Source organism: Rhizobium sp. CB3171, from assembly GCF_029714265.1.
In the GTDB taxonomy this organism is placed as follows: domain Bacteria; phylum Pseudomonadota; class Alphaproteobacteria; order Rhizobiales; family Rhizobiaceae; genus Rhizobium.
Map to the genome: position 1 here is coordinate 35,541 of NZ_CP121655.1, position 25,964 is coordinate 61,504.

Below are 25,964 nucleotides of genomic sequence, written 5' to 3' on the forward strand. Positions count from 1 at the left end.
GCGTGGAGATATCGAAGGAACGCGTCGGGATTTGCTTTAAGGAGAACACGAATGAATGTTCTTTTCGCTTTTGGCAATGGTTATTATCCGGAATTTTGTGGAGGTGTTCAATCAAGCACCCATCACCTTGCCGAACAGCTTCGCCTACACGGGGATCATCCGGCTGTTCTCGCGGCGTTATTCGGCGACGGGCTGTTCGGCTTTAAGGCAAGGGCCAAAATGAAACTGCTTCGCCAGCCCGCAGTGATTGACAGCTTTGCCGGCTACCCCGTTGCCCGCGCCTGGTTTCCATGGGAAGCCGCAGGGTTCGCCGTTGAGAAGCTGAAGCCCGACGTTGCCGTCGTGCAATGTCACAAATCGGTCCCGATCGCAAAAGCGCTGCAGGCACATAATATTCCAATTGTCGTTTATCTTCGAAACATCGAGTTCCATGAGCTTGCCGGCGATTTGCGGGAGCTACAAGCCGCATGCTACATTGGGAATTCAGAGTTCACCGCAAAGACATACAAGGAAAAATTCGGCATCGACGCCGTCGTAATTCCGCCGACGATCGACCCCCTGCTCTACGGAACCAATAGCAGCGCCGAGTATGTGACCTTCATCAATCCCTACAACGAAAAAGGCTTCGAACTCGCCGTGCGTATTGCGGGGCAATGCCCGGAAATCCCATTTCTCTTCGTCGAAAGCTGGACGCTTACTCCGGAGCATCGCAGTCAGGTCGAAAAAGCGATCGCGCCTTTCAAGAACATTCACCTGAAAGGCCGCACAAGCGACATGAAGACCGTTTATGGACGAACGAAGATCCTGCTTGCGCCCAGCAAGTGGGAAGAGGCCTGGGGGCGCGTCGCCTCGGAGGCTCATTGCAGCGGCATCCCCGTGGTGGGCTCGCAACGTGGCGGACTTCCCGAGGCCATCGGCCGGGGCGGCATGGTTCTCGACTACGATGCGCCCCTTGCCGACTGGGTGCAGGCAATCAGCCGATTGTGGAGTGATCAGGCATTTTATGGACAGCTTTCCGCCGCGGCCCTCGAGTTCTCCAAGCGTCCCCAAATGCAACCGTCCGTGCAATTCGAACTCTTTAAGAAAGTGCTTTCGAGCGCGACAATTGGCGTTTCAACGCCATGAAGCGCTCATACGCCAATCCAGACCACCGGGTCCCGAAGCGCTTTGGACCACAATAAGCGGCTTTGCGCCATGCGCCTACTCTCGGAGCAACGATAGAATTCAAAAGGCCTATTCATGCGTGTCGGTTTCGTCGTCGGTCGGTTTCCAATTTTGTCGGAAACTTTCGTCATCAGCCAGATGGCCGGAATGGTGGAGCGAGGCTTTCAGGTTGGAATTGTTTGCGATGGCATAGCCCGCACTAATCGCGAGCAACGCCGGAAAGAGCCGTTGGCAAGCCTGATGCCGCACGCCCGGGACTGGTGGGGCAAGATCGGTGGGCTAAGGCCGCAGATCGAGCGGCTGCCGCATGCATTGAAGGACAAGGTGTCAACGGCCTTGGACATGTTCTCCGTCCGCAGGCTCAACGACTTCGACGCCGTGATCGCTCATTTCGGCCAGAATGGGGCACGGGTGGCTCGCTTGAAGAAACGATGCGAAATCAGGCCGCCTATCGTGACTATCTTCCACGGGTTCGACGTCGGCGTGCCCTTTCGCGAAAACGGCCTTGATCAGTATCGCGACCTCTTCAGGCTCGGGGCGCTCAATCTGACCGTCAACCATCGTTTCCGTGACATGCTGATCGAATGCGGGGCACCTTGCGAACATACGGCAGTGCACCATATGGGCATCGATGTGGAACAGATTCCTTATGATCGGTGCAGGCGCGACGACACGACGCTTCAGCTCATCTCCGTGTGCAGACTCATCGAGAAGAAGGGCATCGAATTCGCCCTGCGCGCGCTTTCAAAACTTCGCGCCTCCCATGGCGATTTCGACTGGCACTATACGATCATCGGAGACGGACCTCTGCGTAAAGAACTCGAATATCTCGCCAGGGAGCTCGGCCTCCTGCGGCAGGTGACATTCCTCGGCAGCCGAGCCCACCACGAGGTCAAGCAATGGCTGTCGCGGTCCCATGCCTTCGTCCTGCCAAGCGTGACAGCCCGCAACGGCGACGTTGAGGGTATCCCGGTCGCCCTTATGGAAGCCATGGCCTCCGGCCTGACGGTTGTAAGTTCCTATCATTCGGGCATACCGGAATTGATCGAGGACGGCAGGACGGGCTTCCTGGCCGCGGAAGGAGACGTCGACACGCTTGCCGATAGGATTGCATGGATCATCGAAAATCCGCGCCTATGTGATGAACTCGCGGATGCCGCACGGCGAAAAATTGAAGCGGATTACAATAGCGATGTTCTCAATGATCGGCTCGCAACGATGGTGACGAAGTTGGCAGGATCGAGGAGCCATGTGTGACGAGCGCGCAAAACATTCGATGAGCCCCGTGGCATTGCGCGGCGGATTTGTCACCGCCGCAGCCCAGGTTCTCAAGATCATCATCCAGTTCCTTTCGGTGTTGGTGCTCGCGCGCTTGCTGATACCGGAGGACTTCGGCCTGATCGCATCCGTGAGCCCGATTGCCGCCTTTGTCGGCCTATTCCAGAATCTCGGCCTGCAGCAGGCGGTTGTTCAACGCAAGGAGATCTCCGAGCACCAGCTCAATCAGGTCTTCTGGGCCAGCACCTTCATCGGCATCGGCTGCACGGCGGTCCTGACGATTGCGGCCCCGATCGTCGCGGCTTTCTACGGCGACCCGCGCATGACGGCGATCACGGTCGCGACAGCGCTGCCACTCTTTCTCGGCAGCCTCGCCGCCCTCCCACTGGCTCTCATGAACCGTCATCTTCAGTTCGGGCAATTGGCGTTCAATGACGTCATCTCCGCCGCTGCCGGATTCCTGGCGACCGCTCTCGCCGCCTGGAAAGGCTTCGGCTATTGGTCGCTGGCCATCGGGCCGGCCATCACGGCGGCCGTGACGCTTCTGGCGGCCTGGTGGACAACCCGTTGGCTGCCAGGTAAACCGGTCCTACGCGTCGACGGCGACATCATCTCCTTCGGAGCCAATCTCACGGGGTTCAACCTTGTCAATTTCTTCTCCCGCAACCTCGACAACATTCTCATCGGCAAATATTCCGGTGCGGTCGAGCTTGGCTATTACGATCGCGCCTACAAGCTACTGCTCTTTCCCCTGCAGAACATCACCCAGCCGCTGACAAGGGTCATGATCCCGCTTATGAGCCAGATACAGGATGACAAGGTCCGGTTCAGGCAGATCTACGTGCGGACGAACTGGCTACTCGCCGCCTGCACCATACCGGGGATCGCTGCCGTCACCTGCAGCGCCGAGCCAGTCGTCGGCTTGCTTTTCGGTCAGCAATGGCTTCCAGTTGCTCCGATTTTCGTCTGGCTTGGCATCGCCGGCCTCATTCAGCCCGTGAACAACACAACTGGATGGATATTCATCTGCCAGGGAAAAACGAAGGCGATGTTCCATTGGGGCATCTATTCTTCCTTGACGACGGTTGCCGCCTTTGTAATCGGGCTGCAATGGGGTGCCGTCGGCGTTGCCGCCGCTTATGCGATCACAGGGTACATCCTTCACCTACCGGTACTTGCCATGACCCTGCAGCGCATAGGCCCTATATCGGCCGTGGATTTTCTATCAATGCAGGCGCTGTTCTTGATTTCATCGCTGCTGGCATGGCTGGGTTATTATTTCCTTATGCAACATGGACAGCTTTCCTCTGACATCATCGCGATTGCCGCCTCGCTTGTCCTGAACTACGGTACAGCTTTCATTCTTGTGATGCTTCTACCCTCTTCGCAAAAGGTGTTCTCGTTACTTGCGTCAAATCTCTTGAAGGCCAGAAGGCCGTCCACATGAGCATCGATGGGAGCGATGGCGGACATTGCGAAGACAGCTGATCGACCACGGCACGAAAGACACGAGCGGCGTAGCGGGCGACATGCGCTTATGCCCCGTAATTAGCGATGGTTGTAAAGATGTTGATTATGGATTGGCTCCTCTTCCCCCAATGGCGTACCATCATACTCGATGCCCTCCGAAGGGCTGGCCATCCCATAATCAACACCATCGGCGGCGATGTCACGTTGTCTGCAGCTTAACGGTTGGCGGATAATTGGGCGAGGATGAGCTCGACGACGATCAGTTACAAGAACCACCGCTTTCCGCCGCAGATCATCGCCCATGCGGTGTGGCTGTATTTCCGGTTTCCGTTGAGCCTGCGGTTGGTCGAGGAAATGCTGTTGGAGCGAGGCATTGTCGTATCTTACGAAACGATCCGGCGATGGGGCCGTAAATTCGGGGCGGCTTATGCCAAGCAGTTGCGCAGAAAGAAGCCGTCGCGGAAAGATATCTGGTATTTGGACGAGGTGGCGATTTCCATCGGCGGCCGGAAACATTGGCTTTGGCGTGCCGTTGACCAGGACGGCTACGTTCTCGACGAGATCGTCCAGGCCCGCCGCGATACCAAGGCAGCCAAGCGATTGCTGGTCAGGCTGCTGAAGAAGCAGGGCCTGTCGCCGAAGCGCATCGTCAGCGACAAACTGCGCTCATACGGAGCAGCAAGGCGGGATGTAATGCCCGGCGTCGAACATCGATCACACAAGGGCCTGAACAATCGCGCGGAGAATTCTCACGTGCCGCTTCGAAAACGAGAGCGGATGATGCAGGGCTTCCGTTCCGTCGGCGGCTTGCAACATTACATCTCGGTCTTCTCAGCAATCAGACTCTTCGTGCCGCCACATCAGAAACGCTCAGCCCTGGCCACCCACATTCATCGCATCCGCGCAATGGCGCATTGGAAAGTCGTGACCGGCGCAACTGCGTAAATTCATCGGCAAACGTCTCGTCGGGGATTAAGCGAACAACGTGACATCGCCCTCGACAAGTTCAAGGCGCGGATCCGGGACCTGACAAGCCGGACGCGGGGAATCAGCCTGCCGCAGTTGATCAAAGAGCTGAAGCCATACCTCATCGGATGGCGCGGCTACTTCGGCTTCTGCCAGACCCCGCGGGTGCTTACGAACTTGGAAGCGTGGATCCGCCGAAGACTACGTATGTATCTTTGGCGGCAATGGGGAAACGGTCACAACCGCTTTAAGGAACTGCGCCGTTGTGGCGTTCCAAAGTTCCGTGCTGCGATTGCCGCCGGTTCGCCGACGGGATTCTGGCGCATGTCAGGACACCCCGCGGTGCAACAGGCCCTACGCAACCATTACTTCGAGTCACTCGGTCTTCCCCGACTCCATCTCTCTGCCCAAGCTTAATCTGGTCGAACCGCCGTGGTACGTGACCCGTATGCCCGGTGGTGTGGGAGGGGGTGGCGCCGTGAGGCGTCCCCCTATCCCGATCAATCCTGTGGAACCTCAGAATTCTTCCCAGGTGTCCCGCGCTACCGCCGCATTTGCGTCAAAAGCGTTTACGAGCTTTGCAGTCATCTGGAGTATTGGGGATTTGGCTGCCTTGGGGCCTGCGCGAGGCGTAACAGTGGTCACAGCCGTCGGCACAGAACGACGAGGTTCTGGCGAACTCGTGGCAGCGCCAATATTAAATTGTCGGACGAGTTGAATCAGGCTCTCGGCCTCCTTGGCAAGGCCGTGTGAAGCCGCCGTCGATTCCTCGACCATCGCTACATTTTTCTGTGTGCCTTGATCCATGGCATTGACGGCAGCATTAATCTCCTTCAACCCTGTTGACTGCTCTTGCGAGCCGGTGACGATTGCGCCGACATCCTCACTTACCTGCTGTACTTGGGTCACAATCTCTCGGAGAGCATTTCCGGTTTCCGCAACGAGGGTTACGCCGCTCTTCACATGAGCGTTGGATGCGTTAATCAGATCCTTGATTTCCTTTGCGGCTTTCGCAGACCGCTGTGCAAGTTCCCGGACCTCTTGTGCGACGACTGCAAACCCCTTGCCGGCGTCACCTGCGCGTGCCGCCTCCACGCCCGCATTCAAAGCCAGCAAGTTTGTCTGGAAAGCAATTTCATCGATGACACCGATAATGCTGCTGATCTCGGAGGAGGAAGACTCGATCTTGCCCATGGCATCAACAGCGTCGCGCACAACACGTCCAGATCGCTCTGCATGATCACGGGTCTTGTGGACAAGTTGTCCGGCCTCCTCGGCGCGCCGGCTGGAATCGGCAACCGTGGTCGTGATCTCTTCGAGCGCTGCCGCCGTTTGCTCGACAGACGCAGCCTGTTGTTCGGTTCTGTTGGAGAGATCATCTGCCGCCGATCGAATCTGCTCGGCCCCCGCTGTGATCGCACTGGCACTCCCGGCCACCATTTGCATGGTAGTGCGAAGTTTTGCCGTCGCCTTGTTGAAGTCCAACCGGAGCTTCTCCAACGCTGAGATAAATGGGGACTCGATGGTCAAGGTCAGGTCCCCGTCCGACAGCCGCATCAATGCCGTAGCAAGTTGGTCGACGGCATTCTGAATGGCCGATGCCTCGTGGCGACGGTCTTCTTCGTGTGCGTTGCGCTGCTCAAGCGCCTCGGCGGTGGTTTCCTCAATTCGTCGGGTGGCGGCCTCTGCCGTGGTTTGTGCCTCATGCGCCTGTTCGATGGCGGCTTTCACCGAGGCAAATGCTCGCGCAAGAGAAAGGGTCAACGGCACCATGACCGCCGCCTGCGTAATGAGCACTACGGCATGAAGTATGACGCGGGAAAAGTCCGAGTCAGTGGGGAATACTGCCCAAGGCGCTATGAAGTACAAAAATAAGTGGTGGACTGCAACGAATGCTGCGTAGGCTATAATGGCCTTCCAATCGATCCAAGTGGCACAGATTGCCAAGGAGGCGAAGAAGTACATATGAATGTCGATCTGAAGCGGCGAACCATGGAAGCTGTAAACCAGCAGAGCCGTAGTCGCTGCCAAGGTTGTCGCTGTTATCATTCTGGTCGTGGCGCCTGTGGGGTCGCGATACCAACACAATGTCGCTGGAGCAGTAACCGTCACCGCCGCCATGGTCATTAGAAATCCGTGGGATTCATTGCCAATCAATTCCCGCAGGATGATCAATACCACGTTGATCCAGAGAATGGTCACGATGCCTTTCGCGGCAAGAGTGCGCAGCTTATCCAGCGATGTCATTGTAATTTCCTACCACAGCCGACCTCGGCATCATTGTTGAGTACCAGTAATGCGCCGGCCTTTAAGAGCCGAAGCGGGAAGCCAGGATCGTCTGAATAGGCGATTGTGATCCAGTCATAGCGACCCGCCGATACGTAACTGCCATTCGCAGCTGATATTATGCTCAGCCTGTCGGCTTCGGACACAAAAGGGCTGGTAATCACCTGCAGTTCCTTGCCCCGTGGGGCGACCAACGCTCCAAGAACGATCGTCAAACAGATGCCGAAATTCAGGCAAACCAAGCCTAGATTCATCGGAGCTGACCTGCCGTTTCTCTCAATTTTCCAACTAGCCTTTATTGAGTCTGGACGCTTCCAATTTTGCGACCAGCATATTTTTCTTGGTGCTGGCTATATATTCGAGATGCGTTCCGATCAGACTCCTGGGCTGTCGAGAGCGAAGACAGAGCCGCATAACCTGCCATGATGCCACAGGCGAAAACGGTAACGCCAACCATTAACACTGGGATCTTTCTGCTGATCGTCAAATTAAGCTTCAGCATATTACGGAGAGTCATCGCAACCTCGGCTAGCATGTGCAGCAACACTGCATGAACGAGGTAAAATTTGAATTAATGTCGACATTTCGTCGAGTTAATGTCGCCTTCTTATGGGCCGCTTGCCATGATCGGTGGCCAAACGGGCGACGTCACCTCTGCTCGTTCGATCAAGCAGTAGATATTGGAACCGAGCGACAAACCTGGCCCCATTTCATCGCTATCGCTGAAACATTACGTTCAGAAGTACCAAACGCGAGTTCCTGCTGCACGGCCTCCAATCTAATACTACAGTTGTAAATGGGAGCAAATCATGATTCTCTTCAAGGAGTTTTTTGAAGGGGCTGCGGCATGTCTGTTTCGGAATGGTCGGGTTCGGGGATTTCCTGGGAAGGGGAACTGTCGGTGCTGAAGGCGCGTCTTGGCGTGGTGTTCCGACGTTCTGAGGCGCGGGAGGGCTGCGGGGCATTTATCGACGGGCTTTTATCGGGGATTGAGCGCAAGACGGGCTGGCTTCTTTCCGAGCAGGCCGGCCTTGGGCGCCCGTGGCGAATCCAGGCCCTGCTGGGGCGCTCGCAATGGGATGCGGACCGGTTGCGTGACATCGTTTGCGATTACGCCATGGAGGCGCTCGGCGATCGATCGGGCGTGCTGGTGGTGGACGAAACCGGTTTTTTGAAGAAAGGCACCCATTCGGTCGGGGTGGCGCGGCAATATTCGGGCACCGCCGGCCGGATCGAGAGCTGCCAGATCGGCGTGTTTGTCGCCTATGCCAGCCGCTTTGGCCAGACGCTGATCGACCGACGGCTCTATCTGCCGGAGGCGTGGGCGAAAGACCAGGCGCGGCGCAAGGCGGCCGGGATTCCACAGGAGACGGAATTCTTGACCAAGCCAGCAATGGCGCGCGCCATGCTGGCACAGGCGCTTGATCGCGGCGTGCCGTGCGCCTGGGTTCTGGCCGATGCGGCCTATGGCGGCGATTACCAGACGCGCCGCATGCTCGAGGAGCGCCGACAGCCTTATGTGCTTGCGGTGCGCTCCAACCATACCTTGCGAATGCTGACCGATCAGGGGCTGCTGCAGACGGACCCGAAAGAGATGGCCGAGGAACTGCCCGTTGCGGCCTGGACTGCTTGTCCTGCCGGCGAAGGCGCCAAAGGATTGCGTCTCTACGACTGGGCCCGGATTGCGCTGCCTTATGTCGTCGAGGAAGGCTATGCCCGCTATGTCCTCATCCGCAAAAGCCGAACGGATCCGCGCGCCCTCAGCTACTATCTGGTTTTTGCACCCGCCGAGGCTACGCTTGCGGAACTGGCCGGCGCGGCAGGATTGCGCTGGACGATCGAGGAATGCTTCCAGCGCGCCAAGGACGATCTCGGCCTTGACCATTGCGAGGCGCGCTCCTGGCATGGCTGGCATCGCCACATGACGCTCGTCATGGCGGCCGCGGCCTTCCTCGCCAAGCTCGGCGCCGATCTACGCCGTTCGGCCTGCGGCAAACCGAACGAAACGAGTCCAAATCCGAAAATCGCTGCCTGACGCGCAAGATCAGGCTCATCCCCACCGTCGCCGAAATCCGCACGCTCATCGCTCGGCTGATCATGCGAAAGCCCGCAAAGCGGGGATTCATTCTCGCCTGGTCTCTCTGGCGACGAAACCATCAGGCGCAGGCCATGCTCGCCCACTATAGAAAACGAGGTCATTTACAACTGTAGTACTAGCAGGGACAAAAGCTTTTGCGCAGATACCGTCGATCCCATGGCGGCGCTCACTGCACGGCTTGGCCTGGAACGACCCGATCATCGAGACCTATCGCGACGCAGTGCGCCTTCTCAAGGCCCTGCCCGCCAGAGACAAATTCAACTGGGTCAAACTCTCGGAAATCCACGGCAGCGATGCCGGCGTCAAATACTGCCCACATGGCAACTGGTATTTCCTGCCATGGCACAGGGCCTATACGGCCATGTACGAGCGCATCGTCCGGCACGTGACCAAGAACAACGACTTCGCCATGGCGTTCTGGGACTGGACCGCCAATCCATACCTGCCCGAAGTGTTCACAATGCAAAAGACGCCCGACGGCAAGGACAATCCTCTTTACGTGCCTTCGCGCACCTGGCCGGTCACGTTACCGATGCCGGACGACATCGTCGGACAGGGGGTTCTCAACACCATCCTGGCGGCGACGCCATACGAGGTCTTCGGCACCACCCGCCCCGAGGGGCAGAATTCGCTCGATCCTTCTTGGGTCATAACCAGCAGCGGCACCCAGGGGACATTGGAATCCAACCCGCACAATCAAGTGCACAACAATATCGGCGGCTGGATGCCGATGTGGTCGTCGCCACGCGATCCGATCTTCTTCATGCATCATTGCAACATCGATCGCATCTGGGCGACTTGGAATTTGCGCAACGCCAACAGCACGGATCGGCTCTGGGCCGACATGCCGTTCACCGACAATTTCTACGATGTCGACGGCAACTTCTGGTCCCCAAAGGTCTCCGACCTTTATGTTCCAGAGGAACTCGGATACACTTATGGTTTCCGAAACTACTTCAAGGTTGCGGCGGCGAGCGCCAAAACGCTGGCCCTGAATGATAAACTCACGTCCGTGATCGCGGCGACGGCGACCAATGCTGCAATCGCCGGCGTGACGACCACCTCCACGGACAACAGCAAGGCGGCAACGGAAAACGCGCCGCTTTCGCTGCCGATCAAGATCCCGGCGGGCGCATTGCAGGAGATCGTCCGCCAACCGCCTCTGCCATCCGGCATGGAAACAATGGACTTCGGCGCGGCACAGGAGCAGGCGGCCTCCGCTCCCCGTGTGTTGGCATTCCTGCGCGATGTCGAGATCACCAGTGCCAGCACGACCAGCGTTCGGGTGTTTCTTGGCAAGAACGACCTCAATGCCGATACGCCCGTCACCGATCCCCATTATGTTGGTTCTTTCGCCGTTCTCGGTCATGGCGGCGACCATCATCCCAAACCATCCTTCGTCCTCGATCTCACGGACGCGATCCAGCGGGTTTACGGCGGAAGGGGGCAAACGGATGGCGAGGCCATCGACCTGCAGCTCATTCCCGTTGGAGCGGGAGCGGGCAAACCCGGCGTCGTGGAACCGGCGAAACTAGAAATAGCCATAGTGTCCGCCTAACATTCGGGCCGGGCTGAGTTGTGGAGATATCGATGCGCTATCATCGTTGGCTGCCCATCGCTATTTTTGCGGTAGCATTATCGGTGCTGCGCATCGTCAGCCCGGTTCAAGCCAACGAGAGCGACGTGCGGGCAACTGTCAGCAAGCCAGTGACAATAGCCATCTCGGGCAGAGCAGCCCACGCATCGGCTGATGCCAGTGCGCGGCTTGTCGTTACTGTCACCGGCTATGAACCATCGACAGCAGGACCAGTTACGACGGTCGTTTCGCTTCGCTGCGGCAGTGACGTCCGTGAAATTGGTCGGTTTGGCATTTTTCCGAATAAGGCGTTTTCGGTATCGGACGGGACAAAGCCTCAACGATTTGGTTTTCCCTTGCCCGATGACCCGTCCTGCCGTCAGCCAGAGACCGCCATTATCCGGCTGGAGCCTCAAACAGGCGGCGGTGCGGGCGCCAGCATCACTATCAGCGACGCGAGCATCGAATAGATTAGCGTCCGCGACTAGAAACGACCGCGCAAAAGCCTTACCGGAATAATTGCCATGGGCCCGCCGCAAACCCGGATCGCTAGGCGGATGCGATGGAGGCAGCGTACCGACGACGGATATCTAAACCGTGTTTCATCCCGCCGCCGAGCTAATCGCGGCGTGTCGTCCTTGCCCGCAGGGCTGGAAGGGCCGCAATCATGCATCTGTCAAACGACGAAGCATCACCCGCTCGATTTCTCCTTCGGCAGTTCCACCGGTACGGCGTTCCAGTTGGGCGGGTTCCGGCGGAGAATGTTGCGAACGAAAAAGTCCAGCAGTTTGCGGTTAGTAAAAGTGCCGGGCGCACCATGATCCGCACCAGGCACATAGACCATCTCGAATTCTTTTCCCGCCTTGATTAACTGATGAGCAAGCTGAAAAGTGGAGGACGGATCGACATTTTTATCCATTTCGCCGACGACCAGCATCAGTTTGCCGCGTAGTTTGTAGGCATTGTCTATGTCGGATGACTGCGAATATTCGATTCCGAGCGGCCAACCCATCCATTGTTCGTTCCACCAGATTTTGTCCATGCGATTGTCATAGCAACCGCTGTTGGCGACCGCGACCTTGTAGAACTCTGGGTGGAAGAGCAGCGCGCCCACTGCATTTTGCCCCCCGGCGGACCCACCGAAAATTCCGACATTGGAGATGTCATACCACGGAAACTCCGCGGCCGCCGCCTTGTGCCAGAGGATGCGATCTGGAAGCCCGCCTCCTTCAGGTTTTTCCAGATTACGTCATGAAAGGCGCGCGAGCGGTTGTTAGTGCCCATGCCATCGATCTGCACGACAATGAAACCTAGTTGCGTGAGCGGCTCAGTCACCGCCCGGAACGATTTCGGGACAAACGAGCCCTGCGGGCCGGCATAGATGTGCTCCACCACTGGATATCTTTTCTTCGGATCGAAGCTGGCTGGCAGATGAATGACGCCCCAGATATCAGTCTTACCATCCCGCCCTTTGGCATGAAAGCTGATCGGCGGTTGCCAGCCGGCGGCGATGAGCTCGGAGGTTTCCGCCGTCTCGACATCCTTCAGTTTGGTATTGTCTTTGGTACGGTAAAGCACCAAGCGCGGCGGCAAATCGACGCGCGACGCGAGGTCGACATAGTAGCGGCCGCTGGGCGAGAATTCGATGTGGTGGTTGGCCGGATCAGGTGTAAGCGCGGTTAGCCCCTTGCCATCGAAGCCGATGCGATAGGCGTGCACGAAATAGGGATCCTCCTCCGGGTTCATACCGCTTGCTTCGAACCAAATCTGATGCTGGATCGGATCGACGTAGTCGACCGCCCGCACCACCCAATCGCCATGGGTAATTTGATTCTTGAGCGCGCCGGTCCTGCCATCAAATAGATATAGATGTTCGTGCCCGTCACGTTCCGACGCCCAGATGATCTCCTTGCCGTCATCGACATCATAACGGTAGGTTTTCCCGGTCCACGACTGGTCCCTCCTCAGTGATTGGTAATCGACGAAGGTCCTGCTCACCTCGTCGATCAGCGATCGCGCGCGGCCGGTGGCGGCGTCCACTTCGATCAGACGATAGAGCGGCGATGTCACGTTGTTCGCTTAATCCCCGACGAGACGTTTGCCGATGAATTTACGCAGTTGCGCCGGTCACGACTTTCCAATGCGCCATTGCGCCGATGCGATGAATGTGGGTGGCCAGGGCTGAGCGTTTCTGATGTGGCGGCACGAAGAGATTTCTGATTGCTGAGAAGACCGAGATGTAATGTTGCAAGCCGCCGACGGAACGGAAGCCCTGCATCATCCGCTCTCGTTTTCGAAGCGGCACGTGAGAATTCTCCGCGCGATTGTTCAGGCCCTTGTGTGATCGATGTTCGACGCCGGGCATTACATCCCGCCTTGCTGCTCCGTATGAGCGCAGTTTGTCGCTGACGATGCGCTTCGGCGACAGGCCCTGCTTCTTCAGCAGCCTGACCAGCAATCGCTTGGCTGCCTTGGTATCGCGGCGGGCCTGGACGATCTCGTCGAGAACAGGTTATGAAGGACGTCGATCCCGATCGCACGGCAGCCGGGCGCCGGCGCTTTCCGCGCCGGAAATTCGTGCTTCGTTGGCTGCTGATATTGTTTTGTCTCGCTGTCTGGGCTGCGGTCGCCATCTTCTTCATTTGGTGAGTCGTTCCTTTTCATTGCGGGCAAGCAGCACGACGCCGACGGTCTTCCAGAGAATGGCGACGTCCGTCCAGAATGAGCATGCATGGTAGTAGTCGACATCGAACTGTACCCGCTCCTCATAGGAGGTGTCGGCGCAGCGGTTGACCTGCCATAGGCCGGCGATGCCGGGCTGTAGTGCCAGGTAGCAGTACAATTGCGATCCGTAGCGATCGAGTTCTGCGGCCACCACCGGGCGTGGCCCGACCAAGCTCATCTCGCCACGCAGTACGTTGAGAAGCTGGGGCAGTTCATCGGCGCTGCTCATGCGCAGATATTTGCCAAGCCAGTGGACGCGCGGATCGTTCATCAGCTTCTGCGTGGCCAGCCATTCCCTCTTCCGTTCCGGCTCCCGCTCCAGCAACTCAGCCAGGCGCTTGTCTGCATCCTTGCGCATGGAACGGAACTTCAAGCATTGGAACGGGCGGCCCTCTCGGCCGACGCGGGTATGGCGGTAGATGATGGGGCGGCCATCGACCAATAGCAGCGCGATGGCGATTACAAGAAGCGCCGGGGCGAGAAACAGCAGGCCTACGGCCGAAAGTAGTATATCGACGCTACGCTTGGCGCGGCTGCGCCTTGCTGTCTGTTTCAAATCACGAAGCGGTTGCTCATCATGAGCATAGCCATCAAAAGCCGACAGCATCTCTTGAACCTCTCGACATTGCCGAACCGTTTCACAAAGCTGCCAGTTGCCCTCAAGCTTGACAATTGACCCTGCGGGTATTGACCATTGTGCAGGTCCATCATGTCATTGGTCATCGGTGGTCTTTCCATCCGGTTGTGCTTGAACAACCCAACCCTACCGGAAAAAGCCGATGACCACCGCTATCGAGCTACACCACCTCTCGGGACATCATCCTTAAATCCACTCCGAATGGACAACCTCCCGAAAGCTCGCATCTATAGCATAAGAAAAAGCCGGATGCCCCCATCCAGTTCGTCCGGCTTCCCCGCGAACGTTGCCTGTCGCGCTTCGGGCGTCCGTTCGCTGGCTCGAGCGTTTGAGTGCAACCGATTTTGGAGCGTATACCAGATGCCTGCGCATTTGACCTACCCATGCGGGTAGGTTGCTAAGAGTGATGGCTTGATACCCCGACCCTGCGGTTAGTCATTGTTTCGTTCTGCTCGATGCCGAGCGCTGATCTACAGCACTCCGTCGCTCGCCAATATCGTCTGGTCCAAAGATTAATTGTCACGAAGGCGATGTCACGTTGTTCGCTTAATCCCCGACGAGACGTTTGCCGATGAATTTACGCAGTTGCGCCGGCCACGACTTTCCAATGCGCCATTGCGCGGATGCGATGAATGTGGGTGGCCAGGGCTGAGCGTTTCTGATGTGGCGGCACGAAGAGATTTCTGATTGCTGAGAAGACCGAGATGTAATGTTGCAAGCCGCCGACGGAACGGAAGCCCTGCATCATCCGCTCTCGTTTTCGAAGCGGCACGTGAGAATTCTCCGCGCGATTGTTCAGGCCCTTGTGTGATCGATGTTCGACGCCGGGCATTACATCCCGCCTTGCTGCTCCGTATGAGCGCAGTTTGTCGCTGACGATGCGCTTCGGCGACAGGCCCTGCTTCTTCAGCAGCCTGACCAGCAATCGCTTGGCTGCCTTGGTATCGCGGCGGGCCTGGACGATCTCGTCGAGAACGTAGCCGTCCTGGTCAACGGCACGCCAAAGCCAATGTTTCCGGCCGCCGATGGAAATCGCCACCTCGTCCAAATACCAGATATCTTTCCGCGACGGCTTCTTTCTGCGCAACTGCTTGGCATAAGCCGCCCCGAATTTACGGCCCCATCGCCGGATCGTTTCGTAAGATACGACAATGCCTCGCTCCAACAGCATTTCCTCGACCAACCGCAGGCTCAACGGAAACCGGAAATACAGCCACACCGCATGGGCGATGATCTGCGGCGGAAAGCGGTGGTTCTTGTAACTGATCGTCGTCGAGCTCATCCTCGCCCAATTATCCGCCAACCGTTAAGCTGCAGACAACGTGACATCGCCGGCAGCGGGCTGTGAAATCGTTCGTTGAGAAACAGGATCGGGTGCATCGCGAACTGGACGATTCGTCGCGGCGTGAGGTTTTTACGGTTTCGTTCCGGATGTTCGCCATAAGGCGCCGGAGATCCCATCCGTTTTGGGATTGGTCGAAGCCGGCATGGGCATTGCCTTGTTGCAGTCGGCGGTGACCCGAGCGGATTTCCTTCGTGGAATTGCTGAATCCCGACTCAACGACAGGCCGAAGCGCCAAGAAAATCCCGCGTCCTAAGGTTTACCCCGGTCTGCCGTTACAGCAGATCAAGACCGGCCAACTCCCGGTTACTCGATCGACAGGCACGTCCATCGTGACCGAGACGCGCCTTCTTCGATGCAGAAACGGCGCTCGCCGCTATGTGCGAACCTTGCCAGATATTTCATCGCCAGTTTTGTTCAAGCAAGTTGTTCAGTAGCCAGGTGGTGGCGATACCGGGTGGATTATCCCTTCTATGAATTGCATAGATGGCCAATGCCGTCGGCGTAACGGAGGGATCATCAACAGCTAGCTGTTTGAGCCCTCCATCTATCAGGTATCGTTCAACAAGATGGGAGGGCATGTTGCCCCATCCAAAGCCGGCAAGAATGAATTCAAGCCGTCGCGCGATATCGATGAATCGCCACACCTTTGGACTGACGACACCAAAGCTTTGGCCGCCGGACTGCGTTGGGTCCGTCAAAATCAATTGCACGTGCTGTGACAGCTGGTCTCGTGTGACCGGTCCGTCTACCTGCGCGAGGGGATGATCCGGGGCGACGACCGGAACCAATTGGATTGACGTAAGGGGATATGCCCTCAGGCTTTGAGCTGTCACAGGAGTAATCGTGCCGATGGCCAGCGTCACGGTTCCGTCACGCAACCGCTGCTCTGTCGACCAGGGGCCTTCGGTAAAAAGCGAAACCGTCAAATCCGGGAATTCTGTCTGTAACCCTTTGAGACTGCGCGTTATCGGCTCTGTGGGCACCATGCTGTCGATGGCAAATCCTAACTGCGGCTCCAGTCCAGCTGATATCGCCTTTGCGGTGCGTTCGAACAGTTCGGTCTGGCGCAACACTTGGCGCGCCTGGTTCACCAAAACACGTCCTGCCTCCGTCAGTCTGGGCGTCCTGGAGGTACGGTCGAACAACTCGACGCCATGGGCGGTTTCCAAGGTCTGGATCGCATGGCTGACGGCAGATTGAACGCGCCGCAATTTGCGGCCAGCTGCTGAGAAGCTGCCTGTCTCATCGACGGTTACCAGAATCCGCAACTGATCAAGGGTGATCGCGCCAATCATGGTCTATCTCAAATCAAGATGGATATCATCGAAAATCCATCTATTTCATAAATCGATGTGGGGTGATACTGCAGCAGCAACCATTAATCAAGGAGAGATCAAATGCAGCGCGTTGCAACCACCCGCCCGATAGCCAAGGCTAAGACGATCGCGATTTGGATTATGCGCATTGTGTTGGGTCTGGCGTTCATCGCCTTCGCGGTTATGAAACTCAGCGGGCAGCCTGAGATGGTTGCTGAATTCGAGTTGGTTGGGCTCGGCCAATGGTTCCGTCATTTTACCGGTATCCTCGAATTGATCGGAGGCATTGCCCTTCTTGTTCCACGAACCTCCATCATGGCCGCCCTGCTGCTTCTGGCCGTGGACGTCGGCGCTTTTATTGCACAGGTGACCGTCCTTCACATCGACTGGATCCATACCGTGGTGCTGGGTGCGATTATCGTCCTGCTCATTTACCTGCAGCGCGCCGGCACCGCACAGCTCCGCGGCGGCCGGTGAGAGATTTTCCACTGCGCGAACTGCCGCCAAGCGGCTTTCCACCAAACGGCGCGCGTTCCACGAGTCCAAGCCCTTTGCAGCGACTTGCACCTCAGCAGACAGTTATACCAAGAGTATCGCCATGATTGAGCACCGGCCCTTCACCAAACTGCCCGCTGCAAAGCGGGGTTGGCTTAACGCCCGGTTCCATTTCGTCCACGACGGCATGGGCCTTGGTCCCGGCAACGCGCTCGGCCCGCTGATTGCATGGAATGACGACGAAGTCGCGCCGCGTTCGGGATTTCCCGAGCATCCTCACGACAATGTCGAAATTGTCACTTATGTGAGGGAAGGGGCCATCACGCATGAGGACACACTCGGCAACAAGGGACGCGCCGTGGCCAACGAAGTGCAGGTCATGTCGGCTGGAACCGGCCTTCGTCATGCCGAGTACAATGATGGCGATGAACCAGTTCGTCTCTTTCAGATCTGGCTGGAGACGCGGTCAAAGGAGGCGAGCCCGAATTGGGACATGACGCGTCTGCCCGACGGCGACAGCACCGGCGGGTTTCGTGCTCTGGCGAGCGGGGCGGCTGAGGATGCGGATGCGGTTCACATCAATGCGGATGCACGGGTGCTTGGCGCCCGCATGGCGGCGGGCGAGAAAATCACCCAGCCGCTCGCCAAAGGCCGCGCCTATCTCGTATCGACAAGAGCATCCGTCGACGTCAACGATGTCACGATCGAGCCACGCTCCGGCTGTAGGGTCGAGGGGGAGGCCGTCCTCGAGATTTCTGCGATAGGGGACACTGAAATCGTCCTTGTCGAACTCATTTGAGCACCGCGGCCCAGCTAACGCCTGGTCGGCTCCACTGCTTGGCGTATCACCATGACTGGGCTTGTTGTCTTCCGTCCACGTCCGTGACGCCTGCGAAGCGTGTCGATTTCCTTGCGCAAACGAGCGCGAGACAAAGGTTCCCGAGCCTCTTCGGGGCACGAGCAGGCCATCACGCACAAGTTCGTAGATGGCTTTGCGAACGGTCACGCGACTGACTTGTACGGTGGAGGCAAGATCGCGCTCGGCGCACAGCGCACCGCCTTTGCTAAGCTTTCCGGAGACGATAGCCTTTTCGAGCGAACGCCGAAGTTGCCGATAGAGGAAAGCCAAACCTCGTCGCTCATCGAGTTTCGCCCTGAGGCACACCGAAACGCGCGAGAGCGAGCGCCACCGCCACTGAAAGAGCATCTCCTCGGGCTGGTCCAGACGCGATCGATGGCGCTGTGCGAGCCATTTTGGATAATGAGGTGCAAGACCGCCCAGAAGGCAGATTTTTCCTACGCGTTTGTCGGCCAGCCGGTCTAGCGCCCGTCGCGCCAATGATATTGTCAGGGCTTTTGCCCCTGCAGCGGGTAGTCATATGCCAGGAGTCGTGTCCGTGCTTCGTCAAGTTCGCTGGTGGCCCGACCTTGGCCCGATGGAAAATAGAGATCGTCGCGGCATCAAATTGTCGCTCGATCTCCGCTGTCATCAACGCTCCCCAATCCCTGCAGGCTAGATCACCAGCTTTAGATGGCTGGACAGAACGAGGCCGGCTGCGCCGCGCAGCGCGGTGTGACCTTCACCGATGCCGTTGACAGTAATGGAAATTTCCTGGTTCGGACGCTTCCTGACCAGCCGCTCGACATGTTGCTTGACGCGCTCAGCGGCGTCCGCACCCCCGCCTGCAATGTCCCCATGCAGGACATAGGAGTTGAGCGACAGGGTTTGCTGCAGGTTGAGGATCCCGAACGCGACGTTTCGGGTATAGCGGTCCAGCAGACCGTTCGCAGCTTCGGAGCCTTCTGCTGCCTGAGGGGATCGCGTTGATTTCCCGCTAAACAACGCTACGGCGGATCAAGTCGGAAATGGCCTGCTGCCAGTTCGCAGGAGCGCGTCTTCACGACTGCTCTCGACATCCATGTATTGGATCGGAGCTGCGAACTGGCTTGCGGTCAGATCGAAGCGCTCTCTGCCAACGCGATTGTAGAAGTGCCAGGCACCGGGAACTTCCGTTTTAAGAATATCTCCGCCAAGAAGGTCCTGCACAACCAACGAAGTCACGTTGCACTGCCCACTAGCAGGGTTCTCAGGCAACCATTGACTACCCGTCTCGGTGGACCAGCTTATGCGCAGAATCGATAACAATTTCTCTAGTGTATCGGTCATCTTGAGTAGCCTTCGCGAAAGTCCCGACTTTTGAATCGATTTTGCGTCTGATTTTTGCAATGTCGCAGAATGAAATTTCTGCAAGGCCATAGTTAGTCGGCAATGGGTCGAACAACCAAGGTACCGTCATGCGGCACGGCTGACGCCCAGTCGGCGCATTTCACGGTAAACGGTAGAGCGGCCGAGGCCGAGTTGCCTGGCAGCTTCGACAGGTGACGCTCCTGCCCGGATTAGCGTGATAGCCGCTTCGACCTTTTTCATGTCGAGGGGCTGACGGCCAGGCTGTTTGCCCTTTGCTCTGGCCGCAGCGATTCCATCTTTGGTCCGCTCCGAGATCAGGCGGCGTTCGAAATGTGCGATCGCGCCGAAGACGTGGAAGACCAGTTCGCCGGCGGCCGAGGAGGTGTCGATCTTCTCCTCGAGGCTGAGAAGCGCGATCTGCCGCTCCCGCAACATCGTGACTGTCTCCAGTAATTCCGCCAGTGATCGGCCCAGTCGGTCAAGGCGGACGACAGCGAGGGTATCCCGGCACGGGCATAGGCGAGAAGTTCGGAGAGCCCCGGTCTATCCATGCTCTTGCCGGATTTGACGTCGGTGAAGACCTTGATCGCGCCTGCCTGTTCGAGCCGTATTGTTTGTCCTGCGACATCCTGATCTCCAGTGGAGACACGCGCATAGCCAAGTATTGTTCCCATTCGTCTGTCTCCGAAACGGCCGTTTTGTGGACAACCGAAGCTGTGTTTGTCGGAATACCGTAATTCCGTCCACAGAATATGTCTCTTTATCCCGAACCGTCCATGAATTTTCCAGTCCTTTTATGGACGGCGGAAGGAGCACCATGCGCAAGCACGAACTGCTGAACGAAGCCGAGCGGGAATAGTTGCTGGGATTTCCGACGAGCCGCGACGACCTTGCCCGACTTTACACCTTCGAACCGCGCGACCTCGAACTGATCGGGCTTCGCCGAGAGAACCGCAACCGTCTCGGTGTCGCCGTTCAACTTGCGCTGTTTCGCCATCCCGGCATGACATTGGCACAAATTCTTCAACGCGGCGCTGGGCTTCCCGAAGAACTCGTGTCCTTCATTGCCGAGCAGCTTGATCTACCGGCAACTGCTTTCGCCGATTATGCCGTCCGCGAACAGACAATGACCGATCATGCCCGCGAGCTCGCCTCAGCTCTCGGCCTTCGAGGCGCAAGCCGGATCGATATCCCCTTCATGATCGAGGCGGCCGCCAAGGCTGCTTGCTTGGGGAACAGACAGAGGTGCCATGATCGCCGCCGGTATCATCGACGCGCTGCGCCAGGCCAAGACACTTCTGCCTGCTGTCTCTACAATCGAGCGCGCCGGCATTGCTGGCCGGGCGCGTGCCAGAAAGCAGGCGGCTCATGCACTTCTTTCCGGCCTGCGGGCGGACCAACTGCAGGCGCTCGATACCCTTCTCGCTGTCGATTCGAAAGGCACCATGCCGCTCACCTGGCTCAAGGCAATCCCGGTGGCTGCAAAACCCGATCACGTCAGAGGCATTCTCGATCGCTTGAGCGTGGTGAGAAAGCTCGGCATCCCGGCAAAACTAAGCGCCGCCATTCACCCAGACCGCTACCGGCAGTTCGTACGCGAGGGGCGCCTTTCCCCCGCCTATATGATCGAGCGTTACACGACGTCGCGCCGGCGGGCGACGCTCGTTGCGTTTTTGATCGATCTGGAAGAACGGCTTACCGATGCGGCCATCGAAATGGCAGACAAGCTGATTGGCGGCACCTTCAGCCGTGCCCAAAACAAGCAGGCCCGCCGCTATGGGGCGACCGCAAAAGACGTCCCCGACTAATGCGGCTGTTTCGCGGTACGATCGATGCACTTTCCGGTGCTGTCGACAACGATTCGGACCCGATCGAGGCAATCGATGAAACTGTCGGCTGGGTCAACCTTCTTAAGGCGAGGCATGAGATTGCTGAACTCTCCGAAACCGCGGATGTCGACCCCCTCATGGTGGCGGTAGACCGCTATGCGACATTGCGGAAGTTTGCTCCGGCGCTGATCGAAGCGCTGGAATTCAAGGCCAGTCGGGGGAGCGCGCGAACGATCGCAGGCGTTCAAAAGCTTCGCGAACTTAACAAATCGGGGAGGCGCGAAGTGCCACCGGATGCGCCCATGCCATTTAAGGAGGAATGGCGGAGGCTGATGACAGAGCCGGATGGTAAGATCAATCGCCGGCTCTATGAAACGGCGATATTGGCGCACTTGCGTAACAAGCTGCGTTCGGGAGACGTGTGGGTTGAGCGGTCGTCTGCCTACCGCCGCTTCGATAACTATCTCCTGCCGGAGGCGGCCGCCGCTCCAATCGTGGCCGAACTCGGATTGCCGACCGTAGCTGATAAATGGCTTGAACAGCGCGGCCGAGAACTTGACTGGCGGCTGAAAAAGTTCGCACAGCGCCTCAACCGCAATCAGCTCGAAGGCGTCCGCTTTGCCGAAGATCAATTACAGATCTCGCCCGTTAAGACCATTGTTTCCACCGAAGCCGAAGCACTTGCCGATCGCCTGGACGCAATGATGCCGCGCATCCGCATCACCGAACTGTTGCATGAAGTCGCGCGCGAGACCGGGTTCATGGCGGCGTTCACCAATCTGCGCACCGGCGAAAGCTGCCCGAACGAGAGCGCGCTATTGGCCGCCATCTTGGCCTATGCGACGAATCTCGGGCTCTCTCGCATGGCTGCGGCCAGCCATGGAGTCACCCGCGACCAGCTCATCTGGACGCAGGACGCCTATATTCGTGAAGACACCTACCGGGAGGCGCTCGCCACCATCATCAATGCTCAACACGGCCTACCTATTGCCCAGCTTTGGGGTGATGGAACAACGTCAAGTTCCGATGGGCAATTCTTTCGTGGCGGCAAACGTGGCACGGCCGGAGGGGACATTAACGCCCGCTACGGCGTTGATCCAGGCTTCAGCTTCTACACGCATGTCTCCAATCAGCATGGACCTTTTCACATCAAGGTTCTCTCCGCAGCCACGCATGAGGCGCCCTATGTCCTCGACGGGCTGCTTCACCATGGCACTAATCTCTCGATCGCCGAGCACTACACCGACACCGGCGGCGCGACCGATCATGTGTTCGCACTCTGCGCCATGCTGGGGTTCCGTTTCTGCCCGCGGCTGCGCGACTTCCCGGATCGCCGGCTGATCCCGATCGAGCATCCCGTAGGGTACCCCGAAATCGTGCCGCTTCTGGGCAAACGCATCCGCACCGATGTCATCCGCGAACATTGGGATGACGTGATCCGTCTGGTCGCTTCGCTCAAGACCGGCCATGTCGCACCATCGGTGATGTTGCGGAAGCTCTCGGCCTATGAGCGCCAGAACAAGCTGGACATCGCGCTTCAGGAGATCGGCAAGATCGAGCGAACCCTATCATGCTCGACTGGCCGGAAAGTCCTGCGCTGCGCCGCAGATGCCACGCCGGTCTCAACAAGGGTGAGCAGCGCCATGCCCTCGCGCAAGCGATCTACACCTTCAGACAGGGGCGTATCGTCGACCGCAGTCATGAGGCCCAGCAGTACCGCGCCTCCGGGTTGAACCTCGTCATTGCGGCGATCGTTTATTGGAATTCTACAATTCTGTTTCATAACGCCCATCTTTCTATGTTGTTGAAGGGAATAAGCTTTCCTGATCTGGATGCGATCCTGTGGGGTGTCGGGGGTTCTGCCGGGCGCGATCGAGGATCTGACGTGCTTGTGAGGTCGCGAGTTTTGAACGGCTGAAGATCCATGGGCCATCGGGTAGCGGATGAGCCCCCTCAATATCGCCAGCCTCGGCCGCCAGACGCAGCGTCTTTGGCGTTATCCCGAGTAACTTCGCCGCACCGCCCAGATTAAGCCATGGCTCGACCCCGTCGATCTGCGGACGGAAGACCGGAATCTTGCGATATGACCTCAGCGCGGTGACCCGCTCCCGTGTCCAGCGATTGCCATTGCCAGTTGTCAGTCCGTTGCGATTGAGGACACCGGCAATCACATCATCATTGGCGAGCAAGACGAGCTGTCTCACAGCGTCGACAATGTCGTCAGGGGTCGCGTTTCTTTGGCCACGGCGTCGCTTCGGCAGGCGCAGCTCGGTGTGGACGCCTCCAACCCAATGAATGACGAGGACGATCTCAGAAGTTCCATCATCGAGATCGGCGACCACTTCATTGATGAGCGTGCGCACGATGCGCTTCTTCAGCCTTGCATCGGTTGTCGGCGCCGTCCAGACGGTGCGAAGGTTTCCCGCAAGCGCGGTTACCTGTGATGCGGACATGGGGAACGGCTGAGGCGTAACTGTCCGATGTTTGGCAATCCTGGTCTCGATCTCGCCGACGCGTGCGAGTGTCCTATTCCAGCGCGCTTCGAGCTCTGACGTTACAAGTCTGTTCTCCGGATCGGCCGCGTCATATTGCCGGAATGCCCGGTCGGCTACATAGCGTGCTGCCTCGAGGTCGCGTAGCAGGGCATCCTGAACCTGATCGCGTTGGCTGGCCATATTGCGTTCCGCCTCAACGGCGGCCGCAATGGCTCCTGGTTCGACTACGCCGAGCAGCGCCTCCTCGATCGCATCATCGACCCGCAGACCGCCGAAGGCGATGCAACGTGGTTCGCCATTATCGAGTAGACCACGCCAACAGGAATAGCGCGGAATGTTATGCTTGTTTCCGGTGTACCGGACGGTCAGCTTTCGACCGCATCTCTTGCAACGGAAAAGGCCGGCAAGCAGAGCGTCGCCGTGCTTCGGCGCCCCGTGATGGCGGCTGGCTGGCACATTGTCGCTTACCATCTTGCGGATCTCCTCCGCCCGTTCCCAACTGACGTAACCTTCATGTGCATCCGGGATCAGCGCCAGCCATTCATCACGCGCCTTGCGACGAATTCCCGACCGGCCATCGTATCGGGGCACGGAGCGACTCTTACCATAAGCGTAAGCGCCTCCGTAGATCGGGTTCGCAATCATCCGGTGGATGGTGGCATAATTTGGCCTGCGCCAGATGACGTCACCATTGGTATACCTGACCGGCAGGTCCAGCCCCTGCTCGAGGAACCATAGCAGAGCCTGCCGCGCACTGCCGAGTTCGGCAACCTTGTCGAAGACGAGTGCGATGGCTTCCTGGATGCGTCGGTCGGGATCCTTCTCGATCCTGTCACCGGTCTTCACGAAGCCGGCCGGAACAGTGACCACGAGCTCACCGCGGCGAGCCTTCTCATAGCGGGCGGAAAGGGAACGCTGACGCAAGAGATCGAGCTCATACTCGTTGAGGCTGCCCTTCAAACCCAAGAGCAGGCGGTCGTTGCCCTGGCGGGGCGCATAAACTGCTTCCTGGTCGACCAGGACGGTATCGACAACGCGGCACATCTCGATGAGTTGCTGCCAATCGCGGCTGTTCCGGGCGAAACGCGATACCTCACGCGCGGCCACGGCGCCAACCTTGCCAAGGCAGACTTCCGCCACCATCCGATCAAATCCAGCGCGGGTCACGCCGCCGGCGGCCGAACGACCAAGGTCGTCATCCACCGTCTCTATTTGTGACCATCCAAGCGCTGCCAGACGGTCGCGCATGGCGTACTGGAGGGCGCTGCTCTCTCGATTATGCAGAACCTGGTGAGCCGAGGACTGCCGAACATAGAGGATGGCCTTCCGCTCCAGATGATGCGGCCCGATCTTCTCATGCATCATGATCGGCCTCCTTCTGTTGGGAGGCATGTCCGCACTTTGCGTGATCGACGAACAGCCGCACGATGAGCACCGTCAACGCTTGGCGGGTCTCCTCCGGCAACTCCGGCCATTGCGGCGTCCCTGCCGTTTTCCCCCGCTGCGGGGCCGAGAACAGATCGAACTGGCATGTCATGGGCTGGCGAGGCATGAACATCTCTCCGACTCGTTTCGTGAGAGACCAATGCTGCGCCCATTACCGAAGATTGCGATGAGACATCAGCGTCCTTCAGCAATCTTGCCAAAATATGCAGGCTTGCGAGATCGACGTGCGGAACCGGCAGGCTGCGCCAACAACCACTCACTGATCGGTCGAACATCCACGACGGGACCTCAAGAAGTCGACCAGAAGAAGAACCAGAAAGGCTGCAGCGGAAAACATGCGTCCCTTTGGACACCGCCTCATGCACGTGAACGAGCCGCCCGGACCAGGGATGCCACGGATACAAAAGCTCGCGAACCTCGGTCCCGTGGGTGTTCTGTCGTCGTGTTGTACTTATATGACCGACGCCATTGAGCATCTGCGCTTGCAGAGTGAAATTATTCCCGACGATCTCCTGGCCCATACCTCGCCGGTCGGGTGGGAGCACATTGCCTTTTCCGGCGACTTCCTGTGGGATCGCGCCGCAAAGGCGACCGGTCGGAAACCGCTCAACTTGTCTGCAAAACAGCGAGTGGCCTGACGTGTTCAGGATA

The 25,964-nt window shown here is 58.1% G+C and carries 16 protein-coding genes and 9 pseudogenes; 12 read left to right on the plus strand and 13 right to left on the minus strand.

Features of this window, described 5'->3' with window-relative positions:
* Positions 1-51 precede the first annotated feature (51 nt).
* The 5 genes and pseudogenes from QA648_RS34610 to QA648_RS34630 all read left to right on the plus strand — a co-directional run bounded on the left by QA648_RS34610 (position 52) and on the right by QA648_RS34630 (position 5,295).
* Complete coding sequence (locus QA648_RS34610) at positions 52-1,125, plus strand: glycosyltransferase (RefSeq protein WP_283054932.1); 1,074 nt, start codon at positions 52-54, stop codon at positions 1,123-1,125.
* Between the two features lie 114 nt (positions 1,126-1,239).
* Positions 1,240-2,421, plus strand: coding sequence for a glycosyltransferase (locus QA648_RS34615; RefSeq protein ID WP_283054889.1), 1,182 nt, complete (start codon positions 1,240-1,242; stop codon positions 2,419-2,421).
* Positions 2,414-3,889 (plus strand): lipopolysaccharide biosynthesis protein, encoded by a 1,476-nt coding sequence (locus QA648_RS34620; RefSeq protein WP_283054890.1) that lies wholly within the window; start codon positions 2,414-2,416, stop codon positions 3,887-3,889. The genes QA648_RS34615 and QA648_RS34620 overlap by 8 nt, the downstream gene beginning before the upstream one ends.
* A gap of 219 nt (positions 3,890-4,108) precedes the next feature.
* Positions 4,109-4,857: pseudogene (locus QA648_RS34625) on the plus strand (IS6 family transposase).
* A 108-nt stretch (positions 4,858-4,965) separates the two neighbouring features.
* Positions 4,966-5,295 (plus strand): group II intron maturase-specific domain-containing protein, encoded by a 330-nt coding sequence (locus QA648_RS34630; protein WP_283054933.1) that lies wholly within the window; start codon positions 4,966-4,968, stop codon positions 5,293-5,295.
* Between the two features lie 99 nt (positions 5,296-5,394).
* Here QA648_RS34630 and QA648_RS37115 read toward each other — a convergent pair.
* A pseudogene (locus QA648_RS37115) lies at positions 5,395-6,462 on the minus strand (methyl-accepting chemotaxis protein); the annotation flags it as partial.
* Positions 6,463-7,121: 659 nt separating this feature from the next.
* Positions 7,122-7,418 (minus strand): hypothetical protein, encoded by a 297-nt coding sequence (locus QA648_RS34640; RefSeq protein WP_283054892.1) that lies wholly within the window; start codon positions 7,416-7,418, stop codon positions 7,122-7,124.
* Between the two features lie 593 nt (positions 7,419-8,011).
* Between QA648_RS34640 and QA648_RS34645 the strand changes: the two genes are divergently transcribed.
* The 3 genes from QA648_RS34645 to QA648_RS34655 all read left to right on the plus strand — a co-directional run bounded on the left by QA648_RS34645 (position 8,012) and on the right by QA648_RS34655 (position 11,308).
* Positions 8,012-9,199, plus strand: a complete 1,188-nt coding sequence (locus QA648_RS34645) for an IS701 family transposase (protein WP_283052815.1) — start codon at positions 8,012-8,014, stop codon at positions 9,197-9,199.
* A gap of 241 nt (positions 9,200-9,440) precedes the next feature.
* A complete protein-coding gene (locus tag QA648_RS34650; protein ID WP_283054893.1) occupies positions 9,441-10,820 on the plus strand; it encodes a tyrosinase family protein in 1,380 nt (459 codons plus the stop codon).
* A gap of 32 nt (positions 10,821-10,852) precedes the next feature.
* Positions 10,853-11,308 (plus strand): hypothetical protein, encoded by a 456-nt coding sequence (locus tag QA648_RS34655; protein ID WP_283054894.1) that lies wholly within the window; start codon positions 10,853-10,855, stop codon positions 11,306-11,308.
* A 221-nt stretch (positions 11,309-11,529) separates the two neighbouring features.
* On the opposite strand, the pseudogene QA648_RS34660 reads toward QA648_RS34655, so the two are convergent.
* The 5 genes and pseudogenes from QA648_RS34660 to QA648_RS34680 all read right to left on the minus strand — a co-directional run.
* Positions 11,530-12,896: pseudogene (locus tag QA648_RS34660) on the minus strand (prolyl oligopeptidase family serine peptidase); the annotation flags it as partial.
* Positions 12,897-12,948: 52 nt separating this feature from the next.
* Positions 12,949-13,347 (minus strand): annotated as a pseudogene (locus QA648_RS34665) (DDE-type integrase/transposase/recombinase); the annotation flags it as partial.
* Between the two features lie 129 nt (positions 13,348-13,476).
* Positions 13,477-14,169, minus strand: coding sequence for a sugar transferase (locus QA648_RS34670; protein WP_283054895.1), 693 nt, complete (start codon positions 14,167-14,169; stop codon positions 13,477-13,479).
* A 607-nt stretch (positions 14,170-14,776) separates the two neighbouring features.
* Positions 14,777-15,528 (minus strand): annotated as a pseudogene (locus tag QA648_RS34675) (IS6 family transposase).
* Between the two features lie 414 nt (positions 15,529-15,942).
* Positions 15,943-16,839: a LysR family transcriptional regulator gene (locus QA648_RS34680; protein ID WP_283054896.1), complete on the minus strand. Its 897-nt coding sequence runs from the start codon at positions 16,837-16,839 to the stop codon at positions 15,943-15,945.
* Positions 16,840-16,941: 102 nt separating this feature from the next.
* Here QA648_RS34680 and QA648_RS34685 point away from each other — a divergent pair, with 102 nt between their 5' ends.
* Entirely contained in the window at positions 16,942-17,337 is a 396-nt protein-coding gene (locus QA648_RS34685; protein ID WP_283054897.1) for a DoxX family protein, read from the plus strand.
* Positions 17,338-17,458: 121 nt separating this feature from the next.
* Complete coding sequence (locus QA648_RS34690) at positions 17,459-18,154, plus strand: pirin family protein (RefSeq protein WP_283054898.1); 696 nt, start codon at positions 17,459-17,461, stop codon at positions 18,152-18,154.
* Positions 18,155-18,295: 141 nt separating this feature from the next.
* On the opposite strand, the pseudogene QA648_RS34695 reads toward QA648_RS34690, so the two are convergent.
* From QA648_RS34695 to QA648_RS34710, 4 genes and pseudogenes are all read right to left on the minus strand, one after another.
* Positions 18,296-18,562: pseudogene (locus QA648_RS34695) on the minus strand (GntR family transcriptional regulator); the annotation flags it as partial.
* A gap of 306 nt (positions 18,563-18,868) precedes the next feature.
* Positions 18,869-19,168, minus strand: a pseudogene (locus tag QA648_RS34700) (sugar kinase); the annotation flags it as partial.
* A 42-nt stretch (positions 19,169-19,210) separates the two neighbouring features.
* A complete protein-coding gene (locus QA648_RS34705; protein ID WP_283054900.1) occupies positions 19,211-19,522 on the minus strand; it encodes a hypothetical protein in 312 nt (103 codons plus the stop codon).
* A 126-nt stretch (positions 19,523-19,648) separates the two neighbouring features.
* Positions 19,649-20,217: pseudogene (locus QA648_RS34710) on the minus strand (recombinase family protein).
* A gap of 185 nt (positions 20,218-20,402) precedes the next feature.
* On the opposite strand from QA648_RS34710, the pseudogene QA648_RS34715 reads away from it, so the two are divergent.
* Positions 20,403-23,143, plus strand: a pseudogene (locus QA648_RS34715) (Tn3 family transposase); the annotation flags it as partial.
* 25 nt (positions 23,144-23,168) lie between these two features.
* On the opposite strand, the gene QA648_RS34720 reads toward QA648_RS34715, so the two are convergent.
* Complete coding sequence (locus QA648_RS34720; RefSeq protein WP_283052495.1) at positions 23,169-25,232, minus strand: recombinase family protein; 2,064 nt, start codon at positions 25,230-25,232, stop codon at positions 23,169-23,171.
* The gene (locus QA648_RS34725; RefSeq protein ID WP_182306133.1) at positions 25,222-25,419 is read right to left on the minus strand and encodes a hypothetical protein; all 198 of its coding nucleotides are present in this window, start codon (positions 25,417-25,419) and stop codon (positions 25,222-25,224) included. Before QA648_RS34725 ends, QA648_RS34720 begins: the two co-directional genes overlap by 11 nt.
* Before the next feature lie 349 nt (positions 25,420-25,768).
* On the opposite strand from QA648_RS34725, the gene QA648_RS34730 reads away from it, so the two are divergent.
* Positions 25,769-25,951, plus strand: coding sequence for a Tn3 family transposase (locus QA648_RS34730; protein ID WP_283054901.1), 183 nt, complete (start codon positions 25,769-25,771; stop codon positions 25,949-25,951).
* The last annotated feature ends 13 nt before the right edge of the window (positions 25,952-25,964 follow it).

Bases quoted from the DNA above. Each gene is read 5' to 3' on its own strand.
- QA648_RS34720 (WP_283052495.1), bottom strand. From the start codon at position 25,232: ATGATGCATGAGAAGATCGGGCCGCATCATCTGGAGCGGAAGGCCATC.
- QA648_RS34690 (WP_283054898.1), top strand. From the start codon at position 17,459: ATGATTGAGCACCGGCCCTTCACCAAACTGCCCGCTGCAAAGCGGGGT.
- QA648_RS34730 (WP_283054901.1), top strand. From the start codon at position 25,769: ATGACCGACGCCATTGAGCATCTGCGCTTGCAGAGTGAAATTATTCCC.
- QA648_RS34655 (WP_283054894.1), top strand. From the start codon at position 10,853: ATGCGCTATCATCGTTGGCTGCCCATCGCTATTTTTGCGGTAGCATTA.
- QA648_RS34615 (WP_283054889.1), top strand. From the start codon at position 1,240: ATGCGTGTCGGTTTCGTCGTCGGTCGGTTTCCAATTTTGTCGGAAACT.
- QA648_RS34640 (WP_283054892.1), bottom strand. From the start codon at position 7,418: ATGAATCTAGGCTTGGTTTGCCTGAATTTCGGCATCTGTTTGACGATC.
- QA648_RS34620 (WP_283054890.1), top strand. From the start codon at position 2,414: ATGTGTGACGAGCGCGCAAAACATTCGATGAGCCCCGTGGCATTGCGC.
- QA648_RS34670 (WP_283054895.1), bottom strand. From the start codon at position 14,169: ATGCTGTCGGCTTTTGATGGCTATGCTCATGATGAGCAACCGCTTCGT.
- QA648_RS34685 (WP_283054897.1), top strand. From the start codon at position 16,942: ATGCAGCGCGTTGCAACCACCCGCCCGATAGCCAAGGCTAAGACGATC.
- QA648_RS34725 (WP_182306133.1), bottom strand. From the start codon at position 25,419: ATGCCTCGCCAGCCCATGACATGCCAGTTCGATCTGTTCTCGGCCCCG.
- QA648_RS34645 (WP_283052815.1), top strand. From the start codon at position 8,012: ATGTCTGTTTCGGAATGGTCGGGTTCGGGGATTTCCTGGGAAGGGGAA.
- QA648_RS34610 (WP_283054932.1), top strand. From the start codon at position 52: ATGAATGTTCTTTTCGCTTTTGGCAATGGTTATTATCCGGAATTTTGT.
- QA648_RS34705 (WP_283054900.1), bottom strand. From the start codon at position 19,522: ATGACCGATACACTAGAGAAATTGTTATCGATTCTGCGCATAAGCTGG.
- QA648_RS34680 (WP_283054896.1), bottom strand. From the start codon at position 16,839: ATGATTGGCGCGATCACCCTTGATCAGTTGCGGATTCTGGTAACCGTC.